The organism is Prevotella sp. 10(H) (genome assembly GCF_000711235.1).
In the GTDB taxonomy this organism is placed as follows: Bacteria; Bacteroidota; Bacteroidia; order Bacteroidales; family Dysgonomonadaceae; genus Dysgonomonas.
The window spans coordinates 28,918-53,717 of sequence record NZ_JOMI01000001.1 but is presented as its reverse complement, the minus strand read 5'-3'; the positions used below and the strand labels follow the sequence as shown (position 1 = coordinate 53,717).

Here is a 24,800-nt window from a genome sequence, read left to right as displayed (position 1 = left end):
CCTTGCACTCAAATAATACCATATATGATTAAAGACACACAACGAATCGATGTTGCCGATGTACTACGGGGCTTCGCCATTATGGGAATTTTTCTGTTGCACAGTATAGAGCATTTCAATTTTTATTCTTATCCCGAAGTTGATAATCCATGGCTTCAATTCACCGATAAATCGATATGGGATTCCATGTTCTTTCTTTTCGGGGGAAAGGCCTACGGTATCTTCGCATTATTGTTCGGATTCAGCTTTTTTATTCAGGACAACAACCAACTGCAAAAAGGGAATGATTTCAGACTGCGCTTCCTTTGGCGCCTGTTCCTGCTCTTTATATGGGGAAATATAAATGCCATGTTCTTTACGGGAGAAATACTTGTACTTTATTCCATTGCAGGCATCGTACTGATTTTTGTTGCCCGCCTGAAAATAAAAACAATCCTTATTATTGCAACCATACTGATGCTGCAGCCAATGGAATGGGGCAAACTTATATATGCCCTTATAAATCCGGAATACATACCGGACAGGCCTATGGCGGGGTATTTTTTCAAAGAAGCTTTTAAAGTACAAAATGAAGGCACCTTCCTCGAAATGGCTAAGACAAATCTATGGGATGGACAATTGGCGAGCCTTACATGGGCATGGGAAAACGCCCGCTTCTTCCAGACACCTGCTCTGTTTATGATAGGCATGGTGATAGGAAAGGCCGGAATGCTTCTGCATAACGAGAAGAACATCCGTTTCTGGAACAGAGCGCTGATAATAGGTATTATATGTTTCTTCCCGTTGAGCGGACTGGTGAGTATGTTGCCGGATTTTATAGAAAATAAAGCCATTCTTACACCATTGCGGTTGATAATACGGTCATTGGCAAACATGGGCTTTATGACTTTCCTTGTTTCGCTTGTCATTCTTATCTATTACCATACCGTAAGAGGCCATAAATGGCTGAGTAAGTTACGCCCATACGGAAAAATGACACTGACGAACTATATTATGCAATCTATCATCGGTTCTTTTATCTTCTATAATTGGGGCTTGGCTATGCATAACAAGTTGGGGATAACATATTCTTTTCTTTTAGGCATTGTATTGTTTATCCTGCAATATTTCTTCTGCTACTGGTGGATGAAAAACCACAGGCACGGGCCGTTGGAATATATCTGGAGAAAGATGACCTGGATCGGTGCAAAGAAGAAGTAAATATAAAGGAAGATGACAAATTTTCATTTTCCTTTTTCTATTATTTACTACAAACCATACACAAAACAACTACATTTTATCAGCCTGAAAAGCTTATACTTCGACTAAAATAACCCTTTTGTCGATTATCATTGTTTTGCCGTTATCACTCTCATAATTTTGAAATAAAAAAATTATGAAGAAAGGATTATTAGCAGCAATATTCATTTTTTGGTGTACAACACTGGCAGCTCAGCCTCCGATAGGTGGCGGCAATGGCGGAAGACGTCCGGGTGGACACGGTGGCGGTCGTCCTCCTATGCAAAGAGCGGGTCAAGGGCAAGGACAAAGTGCAAATGGATTTATGATAATGGGTCTGTCTGATATTCCCGAACTAACACTGGAACAGCGCGAAAAGTTAAGCAAGGAAATCACCAACGAACGTAAAGATGCATCGAAATTGATACAGCAAAAACGGGAACTACAGATAGATGGTGAGAATCCGGGTATGGCCGAAAAGGAAAGGCAGAAACTCTTTGAGAAGGTGGCTAAAATCGATGAAAAAATAAAGAAGAATGAGGAGAAGTATGATAAAAAATACCGTTCCATATTATCCGATGAACAATATAACATCTTCGCGGTTAATAAGAAAAACATAGAATTCAGAGGACAGGGCCGACAAGGAGCACGACCGCCGAGAGGAAGAATGCCGCAGCCCCCTGCACAAAGACCGGATGACGGCAAGGGCCGCACTGATGCGCCGGATGAAGATTTGTTTTAATAACTTCACAAATCAGGCTTATATGAACACTTATAGTAAATTAAGATTGTTGGGTTTATTGATGGCTGGTGTCCTGATGCCGGCCATCGTTTTTCTTCTGAAGAACCCATGTTGAAAAAATATTGTTTTGCCTTTTATTATTTGTACAACTGCTTATATTATCTGGGGGGTGCACCTCTGATAAAGAAAGTGGGTGTTTAAGATACTAAAATATGATTTATATATTACGATTTTGACGTATATAATTTATCTATACAGTATTAGTGGATAATTCTCTGTTTTTCTTGACAGTGGATAGTATACAGTTGACAGCTTTTGGATTTATTCATTGTCAATTATCAACTGTCTATTAAGAATTGTTACGTTTGTTACTTTTTAACAGAATACAGTTAATTAATGTAAATGTAAGAAAAGTGTTTCGTTATACTTAAAATGACAAAATAAAAAAGGTAAAAGGTATCTACTAATAACGAATAGCTGAAAAACGTTACTTTTGTTACTTTTTAACAATATATAGTTAACAAATACTAAATATTAATTATAAGTTTGAGTGAGATAATGATTAGGACAGATATGAAAAACTTCATAAAGATTTTTCCCCACATAATTATCTGGGCTATCGTGCTTATAGTCCCTATATACCTGATATCGCGCGAGGGTACGTTCGATTATAAGCCTTATTATAATTATGTTATACGAATGGGAATATTCGCTATATTGTTTTATGCCAATTATTCATATCTGATAAGAAAATATCTTTTCAACAGAAAATTTACACTATATATAATTATAAACATAATGCTTATCGCAGTTCTTGTAGTTTTTCAGGCCCTGCTTTCGGAATATATGAAACCTGCACCCGAAGCTATGAAAATTGTGCAACAGGGTATTCAAGACCGGCCGCGTCACTATGGTAAGCCTCCGATGGTGATGCGTGTGATATTTGATTATGTATCCATAATCTTTGTTATCGGGCTTGCTGTAGCTATAAAAACAACTATACGCTGGTACCGCGACTCTATCAATTTAGAAAAAGCTAAAAGCGTACAACTGGAAGCGGATCTGCGCAATCTGAGGAGTCAGTTGAATCCTCATTTCCTGTTCAATACGTTGAATAATATATATTCGCTGATAGCAATAGACCAAAGTAGGGCGCAGGACGCTGTACACAGGCTTAGTAAGCTGTTGCGATATGTAATGTACGACAATGATGTACTATTTGTTCCATTGGATAAAGAACTGGAATTTACGCGTAATTATATCGATCTGATGAAACTTAGGCTTAGTCCGGAAGTGAAGCTGAACGTGCTTATAGAGAATAAAGGAAGCCATGATATGATCGCTTCACTGATGTTTATCACCCTGATTGAAAACGCATTCAAACACGGCATCAATAACGGAAGCGAGAGTTTTATAGATATCAGTATCTTGGTCGATCCCGGTATAGGAGTTTTATGTACAGTTGAAAACAGCCTTGTGGAAAAAGAACAGAATATGGAAGAAAAGAATTCCGGTATCGGCCTTGCCAATCTGTCTAAAAGACTTGCACTCCTGTATCCTCATAAACATGAATTTATAGCTGAGAAACGTACTGATAGCTTCTTTACGCTGTTAAGAATTGATTTTCGAAAAGAAATTACTGAATCATGATACTCAAATGTGTGATTATAGATGATGAGCCTTTGGCTGTAGACTTGTTAAAGACGTATGTTGGCAAGACACCTTTTCTGTCTTTAGCAGGTACTTTCAGCAATGCATTGGCTGCTATAGATATACTGAGAAACGAGAAAATAGACTTACTGTTTCTCGATATAAATATGCCACATATTACAGGGCTGGAATTTTCAAAGACCATCCCTCCCACTACCAAGATTATCTTCACTACTGCTTACGATCAGTATGCTGTGGAAGGTTTCCGGCTGAATGCGCTGGACTATTTACTGAAGCCTATAAATTATGCCGAATTTCTACAGGCAGCTAATAAGGCTTTGGAATGGTTCAGACTGATATCTTCGCAACCGACAGAGAATACGCAGGAAATCTCTTCGAGTATTTTCATAAAGTCGGGATACAGGATGGAAAAGATTGACTTCGACAACATACTATATATAGAAAATCAGAAGGATTATGTAAAGTTTCATCTCGAAAACCAGAAAGAGCCTGTCAGTTCGCTGATGAGTATGCAGTCGCTGGAAGAGAAGCTTCCGGTAAAGCAGTTTATGCGGGTGCACCGTTCTTTCATTGTCAATCTGGATAAGATAAAGACGATAGAAAGAAACTGCATTGTTTTCGGCAAGGAGTATATTCCTGTATCAGAATCATATAAGGCCAAGTTTATGGAGTTTCTGAATAAACACTTCTTCTAACGGTAGATATTTTCTCATAAAAAAGGCATTTATTTATTTTGCAATTAGAAAAAAGTACATATCTTTGCAACGCTTTTGAGGAAAAGCACAGTGTATGCAAGACACTGGAGAGATGGCAGAGTGGTCGATTGCGGCGGTCTTGAAAACCGTTGAACTGCGAGGTTCCGGGGGTTCGAATCCCTCTCTCTCCGCCAAAAAATTACATAAGTCGCTAATTACTAGCGGCTTATGTGCGTTTTTAGGGTTGCGATTAATCGAAGTGCAACCAGAATGCAACTGGAGATATTTTTAATCTTAGCCGGCTATAAGCCAGCTAAAAAAAAAATGGACATCAGGCAAATTCAGAAAAAACTACTTATAAAGGGATTGGAAAGTTTACCACTCGTAAACTATGAACCTGCTTCATTAAAAGAGTGGCCTACCGGATGGCAGATTGAATACCGCATATTAAATCCGGACTCAGGACTATTAGAAAAGAAAAGACTTAGATTCGAGAAAATTCGTAAACGTATCGGCAACGATGTGAGGGCACGCAGATATGCAAAATTATACTGCGATGTGATTAATGAAAAGCTTGACTCAGGATGGAATCCATACGAAGAAGGAAAGAATGCCAAAGCTTTTCATAAGTTAACCGATGCTCTGGATGCATTCCTGAAAGTTAAGGAAAAAGACGAAAAAAACGGGATACTAAGTGATGACTCAATGCGTACCTACAGATCGCAAATAAAGCTATTCAAAGATTGGCTTATCAATGAAAAACTGAATAGTATATATGTTAGTTACTTTGATGTAAACCATGCGAATAAATATTTAGATTATGTTTACGAAGAAAAAGATGTCAGCCCAAGAACACTGAATAATTATCTTAACTTTCTTCGCGGTGTGTGGATCTGGTTTAAATCGAAAGGTTATTGTAAAGAGAATCATTTCGAAAAAATTAAACCAAAAATAACAATGAAGAAACAAAGAATACTTATTACTCCTGAAAGAAGTAAAGAAGCCCTGAATTATTTTAGAGAACGTTTACCAAATATGGAAATCGTTTGCGGTTTGATTTATAATTCTTTTATGCGACCAAAAGAGATATGCCTCACACAGATTAAAGATATTAAGATAGCTATGAATGCGCTTTACTTGGATCAAACGAAAGCAAAAAATAATGTTGCAAGATGGTGTCTTCTACCGCCGCATTTAATAAAGATGATCATTGACTTAGGTATCGATAGATATCCGGAAGACTATTATCTTTTTTCATCGGGTTTAATGCCCGGGAAAAAACCTCTTAACGCCAGAAAGCTAGATAAATATTGGGACAAAATGAGAGAGGCAACCGATATGCCAAAGGAAATGAAACTATATTCATACCGTGATACCGGTATAACAGACCTTAAAAGTCAGGGATATCCGAATTTATTTATTGCTACAATAACAGGCCATTTAAATTCGGATGAAATTGAAACATATACACATGCTCCGGATCCTACAGCTGTAAAATTCATCATGGAGAAATCTGTCATCTTATAAATAATGCAGGAACGATGCCCTATCACTACAATGATAAAAATCCGTTGGTACACCTATAATTTATCTACTCAAAATGAAATACTAAGAATTGAAATATGAAATTATCAGGTTCTCCAAATCGCCCCATATCACACGGGCTATCTCATAATGACCGGCATCGTTTGGATGTAATGCATCTGGCATTAGTCGGGAATATGTTAATGGGGCAATACCGCATTTTTTGTAAGTGTCTAAAGTGGAAAAAACGGTAAAAATGACCCCTTAAAAACGGCGGAAAATGATCCCTTGAAGTTATGCCGTTCAAACAGTAAAAAGTTGTTCTCGGGATTGGGGTCTAAAAGAAGAAGATTTAAGCCCGAGTTAAACTTAATATTTATCGGTCTACCCAGGTAATGGGTCCACAGATTTTACAAAAATAGGTATAAGTCCCAACATCTCTATATTCGGACCCACATAATTTATCAGCGATACATATTTTCATTTTTAGTTTTCCTTTTTCTGATTGATTCTCCAAATAACTCTACCCTCAGGGAATGATGTACTAATCGGTCGAGTACGGCATCGGCAACTGTTTTCTCACCAATAACGTCATACCAACCTTTAACAGGGACCTGCGAAGTAATAATAGTAGATCTCTTTTGATGCCTGTCTTCTATTATATCCATCAGTATTCCCCTTGCCTGAGAGTCGAAAGCCTGCATACCGAAGTCATCCAGTATAAGCAGGTCCATCCTCTCGATACGTTTAAAGTCGTTTATAACAGAGCCTTTGACCTTTGCAATCTTCAGTTGGCTCATCAGTTTTGCAGTACTGGCATATAATACCTTATATCCATCCTGGCATGCTTTATTACCCAATGCGGTAGCCAGATAGCTCTTACCTGTTCCTGTGGGTCCGGTTATGAACAGGTCTTTACTTTCTGCGACAAACTCCAGGGCAGCTAACCGCTCAACCTGATTACGGTCCAGTCCCCGCTCAAAGGTGTAATCAATCTCTTCTATCGAAGCATTGTAACGGAATGAAGCAGCTTTAACCGCCCTTTCAATAGCCCTGTTTCGGCGGTTGTCGAACTCACTGGCCACCAGGTGTCCTATAAACTGATCCTGGGTCATTTGTTCTTTCAATGTATTTTCCAGTGATGTCTTGAAGGCGTCGTGCATACCAAAAAGGCGCATCTGACGCATTTTGTCTAATGTTTGATTGTTCATTGTTTTATTTATTAAAGGTTATTTATAATAGTCTTTCCCCCTGATATTTTCATGCTCCGGGATGTCTGCCGTTTCTTCGGGAACCTCAATAAGTTCAGACTGGGTTTTAAGTATATCCTGTATCTCAAGGAAACTATACCTGCCATAGCTGTCGGCAAGACGGCATGCGGCAGCCAGCCTGAGAGGACCTACCTTACGGGCTAAAGACAGGATGCCCGAACAGCTTTTATTAGCCTGGTCAACATAGCGCTTCTTCTCCAATACCTTACGGATGTAAAACTCGACATCTTCATTTATCTCGGCAGCCTGTTTAATAAAGGTCTCAGGTGACCATTCCAGGATAGCCTTATGCTTTGGAGACAAATGTTCAGGATTGGTTGTATGTTTAAACTCAAGGCGGTTACGGGTATGGCAAGCCACACAGGTATAGCCGTCAAATATCTCCACATCACTTGTCGTATAGGATATCTTCAGCTTTTTACCGATATAGATATAAGGGACGCTATAATAGTGGATATCTTCACGCAGACGGACATAGCCGTCTTTACCTACTGTTGCCATAATGTGCTTTTTTATCTGATAACGTATCGGATTTAGCGGACCCAATACATCGCGCTCAATCTCCTCAAAATAACTCCTGCGGGAGTAATTACGACGACTTAAAAGCTGGTAGTTATGTATCTCAAGGGCTGACCGTATAGCCGCATTCAATGACTTTAAGTCCGGACAACGCAGATGTTCTATCCGGGTAAAGATATCTTTGTATGTTAATTTTACAGCATTCTCTACTACTGATTTATCTTTAGGTTTACGCACACGGGCTGGTAGAACGGTTACGGCATAATGCTCGGCAAAACGCTCAAACTCTTCATTGAGTACCGATTCGTAACGTCCGGCTTTTGTCACGGCTGCTTTCAGGTTGTCGGGAACCATTGCCTGAGGGACCCCACCGTAATAATAAAAAGCGTTTTCACAGGCTGATATAAAATCTTCCTTTGTCTGGCTGGAAACCGCTTCTACATAAGTTAACAGGCTGCAGCCCAATATAGCTACGAAGACTTCTACCTGACGGGGAGATTCCCCATGAGGATATATCCATAATTTATCTCCTGTATAGTCGATAAACATTTTATCCCCGGCTTTATGCTCCATCCGCATCGAAGGGTTGGTAATCATCCGGTAACGCTGGATAGCCAATCGGAACTGAGTAAGTCCATAGCCATCAGGATGGTTCTGTCGATATTTATCCCATTGCTGGAGGGTAGTGGCTCCTTTACGTCCAAGTTCTTTGCAGATATCGGGCATTAAACCTTCCAATTCTTCCAGGCGGGGATTAGGTTGAAGCATACAAGCCGGTACACAAAACAGGTCGTGAAGCTCGGCATCACTTTTGCCATGAAACTCTTCGTAGGTCATTTTCAAAGAGTTCCACTTTTGAACGTATTTTTTTACTGTATTACGTGAGGTGCGAGCCATCGCTGCGATGGTCTTTAAACCCGTTTGCTCCTCATACAAACGGATAATGGTTCTAAGTTTGTTCATCTTAATTGGTATGTTCGGCATAATCTTCTGATTTTGGTCGCCGGTCAAGCTAACAAAATCTTACACTTTTAATACCATCTTTGAACAACTTTTTAACAATTACCCTTGCCGGGGTCAGTTTGAAACGTTTTTAGGGGATCACTTTCATCCGTTTTCAAGGGGTCAGTTTCGACCGTTTTTTAATGGCCATTTTCCGCCGTTTTTAAGGGGTCGTTTTTACCGTTTTTTCCACCTACCTCCGTATTACTGTTATTTTCATCAAGATTTACTCTTTCCAAATCGTAATTGGAAGCTTCTGCTCCATTTGTAGATACGATAGAAGCTACAGAAGTAAGGAATATGCCTTGTAGTGCTTTTTTGAACCGCGATTTCATAGTTTAAACTTTATTATATTGACAGAAAACAAATACCACACTTCACAAAGATAATATTAACATTTGAAAATTATACTTATATTTGAATTAAAGTTCTCCCAAAGTGATTAAATGCCAAACTGGATGAACCCGCTGATACTTAGCTTGATATGTACTAGTTGTCCGAAGCTGTCCTAATCCGAAAAGTGCAAAATCTTATAATTTCCGTTGTATTTCCGTTACCAAATCATTACCTGTTTTGGACGACGCAAGATACCGCTTTCTTTTCCAAAGATCAAAATAGTTATTTTCAAGTATTTTCAGCACATCCGATAGTTAATACAGAATTTTACCCTCAATCCTATAGTATGCAAGATACCCGCGTTCGTGGTAATCCTGTAAAGTACTTAATCCCAATCCCAATGTTTTGCAGACCTCCTTGTTAGTAAGAAACGTTTCTCCGAGTAATGTCGGTTACCGCAATTTCTTATAAGTGAAAATCTTATTGCTGCCTATCCGTATAGCAGAAAACAGTTCATTCATTACCGGTGAACGTGAATCTAAAACCTCATTTATATCCATTATCTATACTTTTTCAACGATTCTACACGGTTCTTTTCAAGGAACTCTTTCACATCTTCCGGTTTGTAAAAACATTTATGTCCAATCTGTGAATATGGGATTAATCCTTTATCTCGGAATGTTTGAAGTGTGCGTTTGCTGACATTTAGAATTTGACAAACTGCTTGATTGTCTAAACAGTCATTGGTTGGCTCTTTATATAGAGAGTCAATTTGTGCAAGTAAATCGGTAATACACATTTTGAGTCGTTCAAAAGTTTTTCCTTCTATCATTTTTATTTCCATATTTCTCCTTTCTTGATTTGAAAATGCAAAGGAAAGAGATATAAGTCAGGAAAATAAGTGAAAAATAGTTTGTGGTATAAGTTGGCAGTGTAAAGGTATATCTATGTTTTAAAAAGACAAATAGCTTCAATGACAGATTTGGAAATATTTATTTTCTTATTATTCTCTAATAAAAGAAGTATATAAAATTGCCATTGCAAACGATATCCACATAATCACCCTATTAATGTCGATAAAATAAATATTTTCAAATTTTCAATAATTTACTCTTCTTTTTTTCGGTATTCCTTTGGTGATACACCAAACTCTTTAGAAAACTCTTTATAAAAGTACGAACGACTTGCAAATCCTGATTTGAACATTATCTCGGATACCGTAAGCTGGGTTGTTTTCAATAACCGCGAGGCATATTCTAACCTGATGTACCTGATGTATTCACTAGGTGTTTTACCGACTATCTTCTTCATCTTGTCATACAAAGATGCTTTGCTTACACCTGTAGTTTCAGCAATGAGCGTAGGACTTAGTGATTCGTTATCGACATTATCTTCAATAAATCTGACAATATTTTGCAGGAATGTATTTTCCTCTTGATGCATCTGTATACCCTCTTTAATCATCATTTCCGAACGGCTCGAATTGAAGTACTTTTTCAGGGTAAAATGTTTGTTGATAATATTTTCTACGGCAGCCAGAACGTGCCGTGGCTGGAAAGGTTTATTAATGTACAAGTCGGCACCGTGGCGGAACGCACTGATGTGGTCATCGATGCTGTTTTTAGCTGAAATGCTGATAATATGAATATGGGCCGTATGCAAGTTTCCTTTTAGATGATCTATGAAACCAATGCCATCCAGTTCGGGCATGATAATGTCGCAGATCACTATATCGGGTACATCTTTGTTAAGTATTTCAATACCATCTTTACCATTCTCCGCTGTAATCACACGGTAATAAGGTTCCAGAATATCTTTCAATAATTCACGTATTCCTCGTTCGTCTTCTACAATAAGTACGGTAATATCTTTACGCGTTAAGATGTTTTCCGGATTAATACTCAATGCCATCGATACAGGGTCTTCGGATCCATTACCCTCTACAATAATTGGCTTTAATACGACACTGAACTCTACATATTCGTCTATGCGACTATCAACTTTAATTTCCCCACCAAGCAATTCTACTAAGCTTTTTGTGAGATTTAATCCGATGCCTATGCTTCCTGAATGTTTCAACCTGCTTTCTTCGAAAATACTGAAACGATCGAATATATCTCTTTTATGTTTATCAGTCAGTCCCTTTCCTGAATTCCGGATTCGGAAATTCAATTGCTTAGTAGTTTCATTCAAATAAATAAATATCTGTATATAACCATTAAGAGGTGTATATTTAAATGCATTCGATATGAGGTTGAATATTATCTTTTCCAGAGAGCTGCGGTCGGTGACAAAAGAGATGTTTTCTTCCATGTGTATATGGAAATCTATTTTATTTTCGGCTGCTATTTCAGCATAATTATCCGAGATGTAATTCATGAGTTGTTCAATATTGATGCTTTCTGCACGAAGAGTCGAGAAACCCGATTCGGCTTTCCTGAATTCCATCAATTCATTGATGAGCTTCTGCATCCTGTCAGCATTATTCTTGATAACTTTTATATACTTTTTGGATAGGTTGTCAAGATTCGCTTTCTCCAAGAGGTGGCTGGCAGGGCCATATATCAGTGTCAGCGGTGTAAAAAACTCATGGGCTATATTGGTAAAGAAGTTCAGTTTAGATTCGTGCATCCGTTCCTGATTCTCTTTCTCAATCCGGTCTAGTAATACTTGACGGTTTCTTTTTAATCGGTTACGGATTACGAAGATGATAACATAAGTCGTACCAACCAATAATACCATATATATGACGTATGCCCATACACTGTGCCACCATGGATGATCCGCTTGAATATTTAACGAATAAATGTCATCGCTCCATACACGATCACCATTAGTACATTTCACATCGAGTATATATTGACCCGGGGGAAGACGGGTAAGAAGTACATTCGGATTATTTCCGTTTGCTACCCATTCGTCGGCATAACCGGAAATACGATAAGCATACTCACAATTTTCATTGTTTATAAAATCTCCAGACAGGAAAGTGAGTGTAGCAAATGGTTCATTGTAAGATAGATGTAAAGTGTTGTTTTTAATGCGTTCGTATACGTTCTGTGAAACATTATTTATTCGTAACTGATTCAGGTGCAAGGGAGGTATATAATCGCGTAAATGAATTTCGTCGTTCCTAAAATAACTGAAACCACCTACGCCGCCGAAATACAGGATATTATCGCTGTCGGAATAAAATGAACCGTCGGAAAATTCATCGTTATGAAGACCATTCAGGGAAGTGTAGTTTATAATGTTCCCCGACTTCGTATTTAAAAAACATATGCCGTGATTGGTGCTCGTCCATAGATTTTCATCTTTATCTTCCAATATACCGTGAATGGTATTATTCACAAATTCCTGCCTGTCTGCATAATTTGTTACCGGATATTCGGGAACGGTTAAATCTATGCTGTTCAATCCATATCCTGTTCCTATCCACAATTTGTCGTTTTTTCCCTTTTTGATACAAAGTATATCTTCACTCGAGAGATTCCGGTTCAATTCTTCAAGTTTATCGAAATGTTCTGCCAGTACATTCAGTTTAAATAAGCCGTTTTTGCGCGTAGATATCCATATTTCGTTATCGTCTTTGCCTTTTACTAAGGAATAAATCGAAGTATTGTTCAATGAACCCTCGTAATAGCAGTGAATGTTATTAGCCTTGTACACACCATTCTCTCTTTTTAGTTCTATCTTTAATAAACCGTAATTTACAGCACCCAACCATAATAAAGAATCATTGTGAGTAAAGAGTATAGAATATACCGATCTAAACTTCAAAGTGCTATCGGGTATTTCCAGATATTGCACTTTGTTGTTCCGGGCTTGGATAATAGCCAACCCCAAACCATCGGTACCTACAAAGAAGTCACCGTATTTATTTTTTCGGATGGTATACACATCATTTGAATTCAGCCCGGTACCCGTAGTTAGAAAGTCTTGTAGTACCTTTCTTTTTTTGTCCAGTATCTTGATGCCTTCTCCTTTAGTTCCCACCAACAAATGATCATCGTCCGATTCGCAGAAGCACCGTACATGATGTTCAGTAAATACTTTATTGAACGGAGAAGAATACTTGTAAACTTTCAATACACCTTTTCCGTCGGTACCTATCCAAAGAATCCCCTGCGAGCCTACATGAATAGAAAAGACCGGAATATCTGCTGAAATATCGTTTAGGGGGATTAGCTTGTTTTTTTCGAAATCATACATGGCGCACCCACCAGAGGAATAGTTCATAAATAACAGTTCGTTCCGGTATGAAATCTTCGCAATGGTTTTATGAGGCGATTCTATCCGTTGTTTGTTACGGTCGTCCTTGTCCATAACTTCGAGATAAGAGCCGCAATTGATAATAAGTTTATTGCCCGATAGCAATAAGTCTAATACATTTTCTCCCTCATACAAAAGTGTCTCCTCAGTTATTCGTGGAATATGGTTTTCATAGACTATCCGCCCCTTCATAACTATCTTGTTATTCAATAACGTGTATATATTATCCTCTTTATCAATATGTATATTGTTGATATTCAGGTTTTTCTCACGTTTAACTTCAATGAATTCCTGTCGGGTTTCATCGAAGTAATACCAATGCTTATTTATACAACATACAATTGTCGAGTTAGCGGTTACAGCCATTAATATGTTCGAATTTCTTTCGAAAAAACGATCGAAAGTCTGAGTCTTCCGGCACCATCGGTTCAAACCTCCATCAGTGGTTATCCAGACATTCATGTTATCTTGTTCCACAATGCTTCGGATGATATTATGGCTGATTGATTTGCTGTCTTTGTGGTACCGATATGTTTTCACTTCCCGACCATCGTAAGCATTCAGACCATCCCAAGTACCAATCCACAGAATATGATGAGAATCTTCCATAAGGCAGTTGATGGAACTGTTAGAAAGGCCGTCGATATTCGAAATTTGTTCGACAACATATTGTGATTTAGCAGCTGGTATATAACACAATAATAAAGCAAATATAAAGCGTATGCTTCTCATCAGTCCGTGTAGAATGTGGTTAACTAATAGGAACGCAAGTTAGCAAAAAAAAGCTATACATAAAAGAAAAAACGCACTGCAAGCGGATTGTGGACATTTTTTGGAACATAGAGGACATTTCCCGGCAGAACTTAAAATAGCTTTGTGCATCGTTAATTAAAAAACTTAAATGTAATAAGCATGAACAAACTAAGGTTAATCATTTCTATGTCTTTTGCAGTAGCACTTCTGGTTGGATGCTCTGCGAGTAAGGAACCCGGAAGTTCAGAAACTTCTCAGGATAATAAAGTCTGGGTATTAGGCGAATTTAAACGACCACCTAATGTAAACCCTGTTATCTCACCAAGAACAAATACCGAATTTTTCTGTCCTATGCGTCAAAAAATGATGAAATGGGAAGAAAGCGATACGTTCAACCCCGCATCTACCGTTAAGGACGGCAAGATTGTTGTTCTATACCGCGCTGAAGATAATTCAGCACAGGGTATTGGAAGTAGAACTTCCCGTATCGGTTATGCCGAAAGTGCCGACGGTATTACTATGAGCCGCCGTACAGAACCTGTACTCTTCCCGGCCCAAGATGAAAATAAAGAACTCGAATGGCCCGGTGGATGTGAAGATCCGCGTGTAACCATGACTGAAGATGGATTGTATGTTATGCTCTATACGGCTTGGAACCATCATAGAGCCCGATTAGCTATAGCGACCTCACGCGACCTCATTAATTGGGAGAAACACGGTTTGGCATTCGGCAAGGCATACGATGGACGTTTTAAAAATATGAGCTGTAAATCGGCATCTATGGTTACCCGTATAAAAGATGGCAAGCTTGTAATTGAAAAGATTCAAGGCCAGTATTTTATGTATTGGGGTGAGAATGCTGTATGTGCCGCAGTATCTGATAATCTAATTGACTGGACTCCCGTTCTGGATGAGAACAACGAACTCAAAAAAATGGCAACCCCCCGGGACGGATTTTTCGACAGCCTTTTAACCGAATGTGGTCCTCCTGCTCTGATGACTGATGATGGCATAGTTTTACTTTACAACGGCAAGAATGGACGGCACGATGGAAATGGAGACCCTAATTATCCTGCCGGAGCTTATTGTGCAGGACAATTTCTTTTCGACAAGAATGATCCTTATAAAGTACTCGACCGTTTGGATAAGCCATTTTTTTATCCACAAGCTCCTTTCGAAAAAAGCGGGCAGTATGTAGACGGAACCGTGTTCCTTGAAGGTCTTTCTTACCTTAACGGAAAACTATATTTATACTATGGGTGTGCAGATTCGCAATTAGCTGTTGCGATATGCGATTATAAACGTTAACAATTAATCTATTAAACATGAAACAACACTTGAAAACTATTCTGGTGGTATTCATTTGTTTTGTCGGCTGGGCAGGAATAAGCCCGACTTACGGAGCAGACGCCAGAGAAACAGACCAGCTATCAACCGAAATCAAAGTAAACGGTGTGGTAGTCGACGAAAAAGGAGATCCGATAATTGGAGCTTCCGTTAAAGTTAAAGCTGCTGCTACTATAGGTACTATCACGGACTTGGATGGTAACTTTACCCTCACCGTTCCAGCAAATGCCATACTTGAAATCTCATATATAGGATACAAACCCCTAGAACAGGCAGTGAATGGCATGACATACATGAAAATTGTATTACAGGAAAATACAGAATTACTGGACGAAATAGTCGTAGTAGGCTATGGTGTACAGAAAAAGGCATCTGTAACCGGATCCGTATCTGCCATTAAATCCGATGAGTTGATGACAGTAAAAGCACCTAATGTATCTAATATGCTAGCCGGACGTCTTCCGGGATTGCGCGCGGTACAGCGTTCGGGTAGCCCGGGTGACGATGGAGCATCGGTAGATATCCGTGGATATGGAAGTATGCTAGTCATTGTCGATGGTATCGAACGGGATTACTCTCAACTCGACCCTAACGACATAGAATCAATTTCCATACTGAAAGATGCTGCCGCTGCGGTATATGGTTTCAAAGGATCTAACGGAGTATTGTTGGTTACGACTAAAAAGGGAACAGAATCTAAAGCAAAAATTAACTATAACGGATATTTCGGGTTTCAGCAAGTAACCCGCTATCCTGATGCAATGAATGCTTACGAATACGCCTCGGCATATAACGAAGCTATTTATAATACCAACCAGTGGAACGGTGTAGCAGCATTTACACCCGAACAATTGGAAGCCTTCCGTAATGGCTCTGTAGGTACTGATTGGTGGGACTCAACGATGAGAAATTCTGCTCCGCAAACGGCTCATAACCTGAGTGTAACCGGTGGAACGGAAAAAACAAAATACTACCTGTCACTAGGTTACATGGACCAGGAAGGTATATTGAAATCTACCGACTGGAACTATAACCGATATAATGTACGCTCCAATATTAGCACAGAGGTTGTCAAAGGTCTGACTGTAGACTTCCAACTGAGCGGTCGCTACGACAAACGTACTAATCCCAACAATGCATGGAACTTGTTTGGTATGACACAGATGGTAAACCCAACCTACCCAATATATGCTAACAATAATCCTGACTATTGGCATGCAGACAATCCGGTACAAATGTCGTATGCCAGCGAAGTCGGATACGAAGACCGCTTACGTCGCGAATTTAACGGCTCGGTAGGCGTAACATGGAAGATACCTTACGTTAAAGGTTTAATTGCAAAAGCATTAGTTGCTTACGACTACCGTAATGTTGAAGAGAAAAGTTGGAAAAAAGAAGCTTACGGATATACTTACGATGCTTCAACAGAGCAGTATGACCGAAAAATAATTAACTCCATGTCTCACCTTACGTCGAAAATGGAAAATTACTATAAACCTACTCAGCAATATTCTATAAACTACAACCATATGTTTGCCGATAAGCACGATGTTGGCGGTATGCTGCTTTGGGAAATGTATCACGACCGCAAAACTTGGGTACAGGGATACAAACAATATACTATTGGCCTGATTGAAGATCTGGATTATGGTGACAAGGAAAACCAAACTTCCGGAGGTAGTTCTGTTGAAACAGCGCACCAGGGATTAGTAGGGCGGTTCAACTACGCATACTCCGGCAAATATTTGGTAGAGTTCAATTTTAGGTATGATGGTTCCTATAAATTTCGTGCAGGCGACCGATGGGGGTTCTTCCCCGGAGTATCCGTAGGTTGGAGACTCTCTGAAGAAGCTTTCATGAAGAACTTGCTTCCTGATCTTGATAATCTCAAAATTCGTGCATCCTATGCCAAAGTGGGTGACGAAGGAGATTTTAATGCCTATCAATATTTAGACGGATACCAGTATGAAGGGCACTACGTGTTAGGTTCCGATGGTCTTACACTCGGACTTCGCAACCGTGGTATGGCAAACCCGTGGCTTACATGGTACGAGTCAAAAATCAAAAACATTGGCTTCGAAGCCTCTTGGAAAAGGGGACTCCTGTCTGTTGAGTTCGATTATTTCCAGCGTAATCGCTCCGGGCTTCCGGCAACCCGTGCAGGTAGTTTACCAACCACATTCGGACAACCCATGCCACAGGAAAATCTCAACTCAGATAAAAATAGAGGGTTCGAGATCGTGCTGGGTCATATGAATAAAATCGGAGATTTCAGATACCAGGTATCAGGAAACTTCTCCCTTACCCGTATTCTGAACGATTATATAGAGCGCGAAGCTTCCACTAATATGTACGACAACTGGCGCAATAATAGCAATGGTCGTTATAAAGACATCCGCTGGGGTAGAAAAGTTATCGGACAGTTCCAGTCTTATGAGGAAATACTAAATTCGCCAGTACAGGACGGTAATGGAAATAAATCTCTTCTTCCGGGTGACTTGAAATTTCAGGACTGGAATAACGACGGTGTTATCGATGGAAACGATGAACAACCTATCGGGCATGGCAGTGCACCCAGTATGTATTATGGTCTTAACCTTTCGGGTGAGTATAAAGGATTTGATCTTACTCTATTCTTTCAAGGTGCTGCCGGACACGATATTTTCATAAGTGGCGACGTGCTCGACCCCTTCATTCAACAAGGGTTAGGTAACGGATTTGCCATACAAACCGATCGCTGGCACCGTGAAGACCCTACCGATCCTTACAGCAAATGGATTCCGGGCGAAATGCCCGCTGTGCGTCCTGCCGGATTAAGTGATAACCGTTCTAACAATTCCTGGTCGTTACACAAGGCTAATTTCCTGAGATTAAAAACACTTGAGTTCGGCTATTCGCTCCCCTCCACATTGTTAAGTAAGTGCGGTTTGGAACAAGTGCGGCTATATGTAAATTGCAACAACCTTCTTACATTCACCAATAGAGATGGTCTAATGAAATACACCGATCCGGAGAGTGACAATAGTCTACTGAGATACTATCCTCAGATGAAGACATTTAATTTCGGGTTAAACATAACTTTTTAAAATCAAATTTATGAAAATACGAAACTATAAAAAAATATTATGTTTCTGCATCCTGTCTTCCATATTCTGCGGATGTAGCGACTACCTCGACCGGGAGAGTACCAGCGGCACTATCACGCCTGATTTGGTGTGGCAAAACCCCAAAGCAATCGATGCCGTACTTGTGAATCTGTATGATGGACTTCGTCTCGACGAATTTAATGACTGGTATATTACCGACTGGCGGCTTATGAATCCTACAACACTTTCGGACGAGGCGCAGGGCTCGTATCAGAAAGACCCGATGTTTGACAATGCCGGCGGAACTTATACATATGATGATTATTTAGCCGAAGACAAATTTTACGACAGATATAATCACATACGCCGCACCAACGAATTCCTGGCACAGCTTACCCAAACAACTGCTCTAAACGAGAAAGAAAAGGAATTACTCAATGCCGAAGCGCGATTTATAAGGGCATTGCATTATTTCGGATCGGTAAAACGCTACGGTGGTGTACCCTTAATTATTGAGCCTCAAGTCTACGTTCCCGGTGATATAAGTTCGTTACAAGTTCCGAGAAACAAGGAGGTAGAAGTGTACAATTTTATAATCGACGAATGCAAAGCTATTGCAAAAGTATTGGAACCTACACGAAATAATTCCGGAAAATACCGTGCTACCAAAGGTGCAGCCCTGGCTCTATGTTCGCGTGCCGCCCTGTATGCAGGTTCTATCGCCACATACGGTAAGGTACAACTCGACGGAGTTGTAGGTATTCCGGCTTCCGAAGCACCTAGATTGTTTACCGAATGCTACAATGCATCTAAGGAACTATTGGGAATGGGAGAATACCATTTGTATGAAAAAAATATCGACAAGGCTCGTAATTTCTACGAAATGTTTACTAAAGGTAATGGAGATAACGGAGAATACATTTTCCAGAAGCAATACAATGCAGCCGGCGGAAAAGGTCATGACTGGGATAAACGCAACGCCCCTTTCTCATACCGGGGAAACGGCTGGGGTAGCGGTATGGCTCCTACGCTCGAAATAGTTGAAGCATTCGAATATACTGATGGTACAGAAGGTAAACTCCGCATATATGAAGCTGACGGAGTAACTCCGCGCCGCTTTGACGATGTACTCGATCTATTTGCAGACAAGGATCCACGTTTATTTGCATCAGTTTATCTTCCCGGCTCACCTTGTCAGGACACCCGTATCGAGTGGAAAAGAGGAATAATTGGCCCTGACGGAACCAAATACCAGGCCTATAACCAACCAAGCGGAGACAACACCGTAGAAATTAACGGGGTAAAATATAATGCATCGGGCAAAGACGGCGGTGCTGATGTGGGTGACCCTTCTAAAACCGGTTTTTACCAAAAGAAATTCTTCGATGAAACTCTTACCGATATGGAAATGGGGAAATCGGAAACTCCTTGGGTCGTATTCCGCCTTGGGGAAATATATCTTAATCTTGCAGAAGCATGCATGGAACTCGGTGGCAAAGATGGCGAAGCATTGTCGGCGGTAAATGAAATACGTGGAAGAGCCGGCATTAAGAAACTTGATGTCATTACTCTGGAAAAAGTGCGTCATGAACGTCGCATAGAACTTGCTTTCGAAAAACACCGTTACTGGGACATGAAACGTTGGCGCATTGCCCACCTTGATGTTACACAAGGCGGACTAACAAACTTCCGTGGCAGCGCCCTTTATCCGTGGTATAACCTAAGTGATGGCAAATATACGTTCGAAATAGGCACCAATCCGCCTAAGCAGAAACGTATATTCCTCGAAAAAAACTATTACGTGCGTTTGTATGGTAACGATATAAGTACCAATCCGTTGTTGGTACAAAATCCCGGATTCGAAAACTAATAATATTTAATGAAAGAAAGTATGAAAAAAATAATATATCTTATCATGCTGGTTGTCATATGTATATCGTGCGACAACGACATAGATAATTATGATGCGCCCAACGGAGGCATCCGGGGCACAGTTTACGATGCACAAACCAACAAACCGATACCACTTCCTGTAGCCGGCAGTTCAGGTATAATGGTTAATTTGTACGAACTCAATACAAATGCTACCAAATCTATCGACTTCCGTGCCAAGCAAGACGGTACTTTCGAAAACAGCCGGGTTTTTAACGGCGAATACCGTGTAGTAGTGAACGGTCCATTTACCGATAAATGCGAAAGTAACGTAACGATTAAAGGACAAACTCAACTTGATCTTACCGCTACTCCTTATGCGCGGATAGGCATACAGGCTACGGTAGATGCCAGTAATCAATTATCGGTAACCTATACGGCAACGCCGTCTGCCCCATCATATACTATTAATGAAATATCTGTTATGTGGAACTTTGCCAAGGGTGTAGATGCCAATAGTTCGAACTACGCTTCAAGAACCGCTCAAACTGAGGCTAACGGAACATGTATATTCGATTTGCCCAACGATAATGCTTTTAAGGAAAACATCCATAAAATCAAAGCTAATCAAAACCGGATATATGTAAGAGTTGCCGCCCACACCAGTAATGGAGTAAACTATAGTGAGATAGTAGAACTTACTGTAAACTAAATAGTTTTAAAAAATAGTTGTCTAAAAAGTTTCTTCTCTTGCAGTCCAAAGGTGGAGGAGAACTTTTTAGACATTCTTTTCAATATAAAATTCGATAAATAACAAAATATGATATGATTAAAAAAATAATTCTTTGTTTGTGTTTGTCTATGTTGATATTAGTAGAGACTTTCTCCCAAACATATATCCCATTTAAAGAAGGTGATCGTTGGTGTGCCATAGGTAATAGTATTACCCACCAAGGTAAATACCTTGAGATGATATATCTTTATTACATTACCCGTTTCCCCACGCAGCAATTTAAATTATTAAATTGTGGTGCGGGAGGAGATACAACTACCGGTACGCTAACCCGTCGTATGGATGGAGATATTTTGGTACATCAACCTACAATATCTACCATAATGCTTGGCATGAATGATATCTGGTGGGAAAACAGCGGACTTTTTACTAAGGAAAATTATAGTCGTGATCTCGAAGGAATTATAAATCGACTGGAAGAAAATGGTAGTCGGGTTATTCTCATTACACCTTCTCCCTACGATTATTCTGTGAAAAGTACAGAACGGGTAGATCCTAAAAGACTGGGGTTGGAACGACTGGCAAGTCAGGTTATCGACTTGGGGAGAAAACGGAATTTACCTGTAGTTGATTTCTATAATCCAATGCATCAGATTACACTGGAGCAGCAAACTATTGATTCGACATTTACTTTGCTTACTAAAGACCGCGTTCATACTACTCCTTTGGCTGATTTCCTGATGGGATATATCTTTATAAAATCCACAAATGGCACTCCTTTCGTTTCAAAAACAAAGATTGATGCGAAGTCTTTCTCGGTTAGGGAACAAAATAATTGCTCGGTTAGTAATCTCTCATTCAAAGATGGAACTATTAGCTTTTCATTGTTAGAATACGCCTTGCCTTATCCCAAAGTGGCTATTCCGGAGGAAGCTTCACTATTTATGGATTTTGAGAATGAATTAAATCAGGAAATACTTCAAATAGACGGACTAACGCCGGGCAAATATACCCTTTCTATAAATAGTATCGCTATTGCGGATTATGAAGCGGCTGAGTTTGCAAAAGGGCTTAATTTAGCTACCATAGCTGATACACCCCAAAATAAACAGGCTGCTTTACTTGCAGAAACCATAGCAGAATATACTTCTATAGTGGGAAACATTCGATACATTGCTATGAAAGAGTATGGTGAGCTCAAAAAACGGTATGAAATTGACGATGTTTCTACTCCAAAAGCAGATATACTGGAACAATTTCAAGGAAATACAGATAGTTTTAACGAGTATTTTAATCTAAAATCAAAGGAAAGCTTCTGGATGAAAAAGGCAGATGAATTAGATAAAATGCTTTGGGAAAATAATAAACCCCAGGATAATTATTATACAATCAAGAAGGTTAAATAATAATTTTTAATGTATTCATACTTCATTTTTACAATCTGATGAAATGAAGTATGAATGATTAAAAAGATCCTAAAAAGTACTCGGTGATAAGATTGGAGATAAATTGATGAAATTTATCAGGAAAACCGTAAAACTGAATTCCAGAAAATAGCCAAGCATGGTATTATCCACCGTTTGGATTGTGAAAATTTTGCATCCGATGTGGATACCGCCTGTTTCATTGCATATTACACTTCACGATGCAACATGCGTAGTAAATTCACTATCTACGGTCAACAAAGAGCATTCGATGAAATAAGCGAACTATTATACAAACGCTGCCTGGATAACCATCCACTAACTGATGGGCAATATCACATGTATATCCTGCTATCGAAGTATTAAACAATCCCACCGATGAGCAGAAGGGAATCTTACTTGTTGCAGGAAATCTGGAATACAAGTGATATAAACCTTAAAAACATGGTCGTAAAAAAAGGGAATGATTCGACTACCTGGAACGATACAGCCGGCGCATGGAATAAATCTAGGGATAACTGGATGAATCTGATTTATGCTATGGGTATGGATGACCTTTTAGATACACTTTGTTTCGGTAAAGTATTACGCTTAATGGCAGGAGATGTAGTCTACTGGCATATTAGTAGTGGGGGTAAACTCGATCCCAATACCGATGACTGGAACAATTTACCGCTGCCCTGGAATGTTTTTGAAGGGAAAGCCATTTGCAATCGGAAAATAATTTCGGATATTTGCTATAAAGTTGAACTAAATCCTGAAAAATCAGGATGGATAGCACCGCGTGAACATAAGGTTGTCCCTTTCAGGCCAACGCCAGAGCTTGTACCAGGATATAATAAATAAAATAACCAACCTAAGGCAGGATCATACTATAGTATAATCCTGATTTATTATTATACAGGTGAGAAATACATCGACAAACGGTGAAATATACCGCCATTTTTGATAAACGATACCGAAAATCCGGAATATAAACTTAATCTTTGGATCATATTATTACACGGTTCCACCGTTACATGGTATTATGGATAAACGGTAATAACGATGATCCGTTTCTCCGGTGAACTATATCATACGAAAACCATAATTCTGATTTTAATGAATAATTAAATGGATTGCACGACTATTAATTTTCATTTAATAAATTATGGATAAGAAGACTATTTTTATTGCTTTCGGCAATCAGAAAGGCGGAGTCGGAAAATCGGCCCTGACCACTATTTATGCCAGTTACCTTCACTATGAATTGATGAAGAACGTGATAGTTATCGATTGTGACTATCCCCAACATTCCATTGTTAATATGCGTGAGTCCGATATTGAAACCATGGGTAGAAACAGTCAACTACAGGCACTGCTTGAAAAAAGATTTGATCTGACAGGACGGAAAGCCTATAAGATCATTAAAGCAAGTCCTGAGACGGCATTAGAAACTGTGATCAATCAGCTCGACAAGAATAAAGTGCCTGTCGATGTGGTATTATTCGACCTGCCCGGCACCGTAAACAGTCAGGGAGTATTGAACGTGATTATCAACCTGGACTTTATTTTCATTCCCATCATTGCAGACAGAAGGGCATTGAACAGCAGCCTGTCTTTTGCCATGACACTCAATAAAAACATACAGGACACGACATTGGCCTGTAGCCTGAAAGGCGCATATTTTTTCTGGAACAAAGTCGATAAGCGGGAAAATACCGAACTATATGAAATCTTTACAGAGTTGGCGAAAGATATGAAATTGCCGATATTAAAAACACAGATACCCGACACTAAAAAATACAACAAGGAGTTATCCGTAACCCGTACCGATATATTCCGGTCGACTTTATTCCCTCCTGATAAACGTTTGCTACGCAATAGCAATCTTGAGAAGCTGGTTACAGAAATCAATAAGATGATCGGACTATGAATAAAAGAAAAATAGTGCAGGTTGATGAGGACAAACTCAAAAGAATGATTGCAGGTGAAGATGAAACGGAGACAGGAAGTAGTGAAAAGCCTTACGAAATTGTTCCTTCGAAGAAAGATGTAGAGAAAGAATCCATTCCGCAATCAAATCCAGTTTCAGGAAATGTAAAGAAGAAAAAGCAAAAGACAGATTATTGCGAACTGTTTCTTAAGTTAAACAAGCCCATCTTGAAAAGGGCGACAACAATACAATTGTCCGAGGATAATTACAGGAAAGTCGGTAAGCTGTTGATGTTAACACCCGGCGTGTCGATTGCCATGTTTATGAATAATATCCTTGATTTTCATTTTACGGAATATGGAGATGATATAGATGAGGTTATCGATCAAAGCATCCTGAAACTTAAAAGCAACGAATGAA

At 39.4% G+C, this 24,800-nt stretch carries 19 protein-coding genes and 1 tRNA gene; 15 read left to right on the top strand and 5 right to left on the bottom strand.

What is annotated here, in order from left to right; genetic code table 11:
- Positions 1–24: 24 nt before the first annotated feature.
- The 6 genes from K348_RS0100280 to K348_RS0100255 all read left to right on the top strand — a co-directional run bounded on the left by K348_RS0100280 (position 25) and on the right by K348_RS0100255 (position 5,853).
- The gene (locus K348_RS0100280) at positions 25–1,200 is read left to right on the top strand and encodes a DUF418 domain-containing protein (protein ID WP_036929982.1); all 1,176 of its coding nucleotides are present in this window, start codon (positions 25–27) and stop codon (positions 1,198–1,200) included.
- Positions 1,201–1,375: 175 nt separating this feature from the next.
- Positions 1,376–1,960 carry a hypothetical protein gene (locus K348_RS0100275; RefSeq protein WP_029901799.1) on the top strand — a complete coding sequence of 195 codons (585 nt, stop codon included), beginning with the start codon at positions 1,376–1,378 and terminating at the stop codon, positions 1,958–1,960.
- A gap of 573 nt (positions 1,961–2,533) precedes the next feature.
- A complete protein-coding gene (locus tag K348_RS0100270) occupies positions 2,534–3,610 on the top strand; it encodes a sensor histidine kinase (protein WP_029901797.1) in 1,077 nt (358 codons plus the stop codon).
- The gene (locus tag K348_RS0100265) at positions 3,607–4,326 is read left to right on the top strand and encodes a LytTR family DNA-binding domain-containing protein (RefSeq protein ID WP_029901795.1); all 720 of its coding nucleotides are present in this window, start codon (positions 3,607–3,609) and stop codon (positions 4,324–4,326) included. The genes K348_RS0100270 and K348_RS0100265 overlap by 4 nt, the downstream gene beginning before the upstream one ends.
- Positions 4,327–4,432: 106 nt before the next feature.
- Positions 4,433–4,520, top strand: a tRNA-Ser gene (locus tag K348_RS0100260).
- 130 nt (positions 4,521–4,650) lie between these two features.
- Complete coding sequence (locus tag K348_RS0100255) at positions 4,651–5,853, top strand: site-specific integrase (RefSeq protein WP_197027610.1); 1,203 nt, start codon at positions 4,651–4,653, stop codon at positions 5,851–5,853.
- 461 nt (positions 5,854–6,314) lie between these two features.
- On the opposite strand, the gene istB is transcribed toward K348_RS0100255, so the two are convergent.
- From istB to K348_RS0100225, 5 genes are all read right to left on the bottom strand, one after another.
- A complete protein-coding gene (gene istB / locus K348_RS0100245; protein ID WP_029901791.1) occupies positions 6,315–7,061 on the bottom strand; it encodes an IS21-like element helper ATPase IstB in 747 nt (248 codons plus the stop codon).
- Between the two features lie 18 nt (positions 7,062–7,079).
- On the bottom strand, positions 7,080–8,603 hold the full coding sequence (istA, locus tag K348_RS0100240; protein ID WP_036930072.1) for an IS21 family transposase: 1,524 nt from the start codon (positions 8,601–8,603) through the stop codon (positions 7,080–7,082).
- A gap of 179 nt (positions 8,604–8,782) precedes the next feature.
- Positions 8,783–8,977, bottom strand: coding sequence for a hypothetical protein (locus tag K348_RS0100235; RefSeq protein ID WP_029901787.1), 195 nt, complete (start codon positions 8,975–8,977; stop codon positions 8,783–8,785).
- 560 nt (positions 8,978–9,537) lie between these two features.
- Positions 9,538–9,822: a helix-turn-helix domain-containing protein gene (locus tag K348_RS0100230; RefSeq protein ID WP_029901785.1), complete on the bottom strand. Its 285-nt coding sequence runs from the start codon at positions 9,820–9,822 to the stop codon at positions 9,538–9,540.
- A 263-nt stretch (positions 9,823–10,085) separates the two neighbouring features.
- Positions 10,086–13,982: a hybrid sensor histidine kinase/response regulator transcription factor gene (locus K348_RS0100225; RefSeq protein WP_029901783.1), complete on the bottom strand. Its 3,897-nt coding sequence runs from the start codon at positions 13,980–13,982 to the stop codon at positions 10,086–10,088.
- A 180-nt stretch (positions 13,983–14,162) separates the two neighbouring features.
- On the opposite strand from K348_RS0100225, the gene K348_RS0100220 reads away from it, so the two are divergent.
- The 9 genes from K348_RS0100220 (at position 14,163) to K348_RS0100185 (ending at position 24,799) form a co-directional block, all read left to right on the top strand.
- A complete protein-coding gene (locus tag K348_RS0100220; protein ID WP_029901781.1) occupies positions 14,163–15,311 on the top strand; it encodes a glycoside hydrolase family 130 protein in 1,149 nt (382 codons plus the stop codon).
- Positions 15,312–15,328: 17 nt separating this feature from the next.
- Positions 15,329–18,436 (top strand): TonB-dependent receptor, encoded by a 3,108-nt coding sequence (locus tag K348_RS0100215; protein WP_081852473.1) that lies wholly within the window; start codon positions 15,329–15,331, stop codon positions 18,434–18,436.
- Positions 18,437–18,446: 10 nt separating this feature from the next.
- Positions 18,447–20,306, top strand: coding sequence for a RagB/SusD family nutrient uptake outer membrane protein (locus K348_RS0100210; protein WP_029901777.1), 1,860 nt, complete (start codon positions 18,447–18,449; stop codon positions 20,304–20,306).
- 21 nt (positions 20,307–20,327) lie between these two features.
- A complete protein-coding gene (locus K348_RS0100205) occupies positions 20,328–21,020 on the top strand; it encodes a DUF3823 domain-containing protein (protein WP_029901775.1) in 693 nt (230 codons plus the stop codon).
- A 113-nt stretch (positions 21,021–21,133) separates the two neighbouring features.
- Positions 21,134–22,447 (top strand): GDSL-type esterase/lipase family protein, encoded by a 1,314-nt coding sequence (locus K348_RS0100200; RefSeq protein WP_081852472.1) that lies wholly within the window; start codon positions 21,134–21,136, stop codon positions 22,445–22,447.
- 157 nt (positions 22,448–22,604) lie between these two features.
- Positions 22,605–22,745 (top strand): hypothetical protein, encoded by a 141-nt coding sequence (locus K348_RS19120; RefSeq protein ID WP_156032677.1) that lies wholly within the window; start codon positions 22,605–22,607, stop codon positions 22,743–22,745.
- 98 nt (positions 22,746–22,843) lie between these two features.
- Complete coding sequence (locus K348_RS18655) at positions 22,844–23,311, top strand: hypothetical protein (protein ID WP_051697438.1); 468 nt, start codon at positions 22,844–22,846, stop codon at positions 23,309–23,311.
- Between the two features lie 304 nt (positions 23,312–23,615).
- The gene (locus K348_RS0100190; RefSeq protein ID WP_029901771.1) at positions 23,616–24,380 is read left to right on the top strand and encodes a ParA family protein; all 765 of its coding nucleotides are present in this window, start codon (positions 23,616–23,618) and stop codon (positions 24,378–24,380) included.
- The gene (locus tag K348_RS0100185; protein WP_029901769.1) at positions 24,377–24,799 is read left to right on the top strand and encodes a DUF3408 domain-containing protein; all 423 of its coding nucleotides are present in this window, start codon (positions 24,377–24,379) and stop codon (positions 24,797–24,799) included. The genes K348_RS0100190 and K348_RS0100185 overlap by 4 nt, the downstream gene beginning before the upstream one ends.
- Position 24,800: the final 1 nt, after the last annotated feature.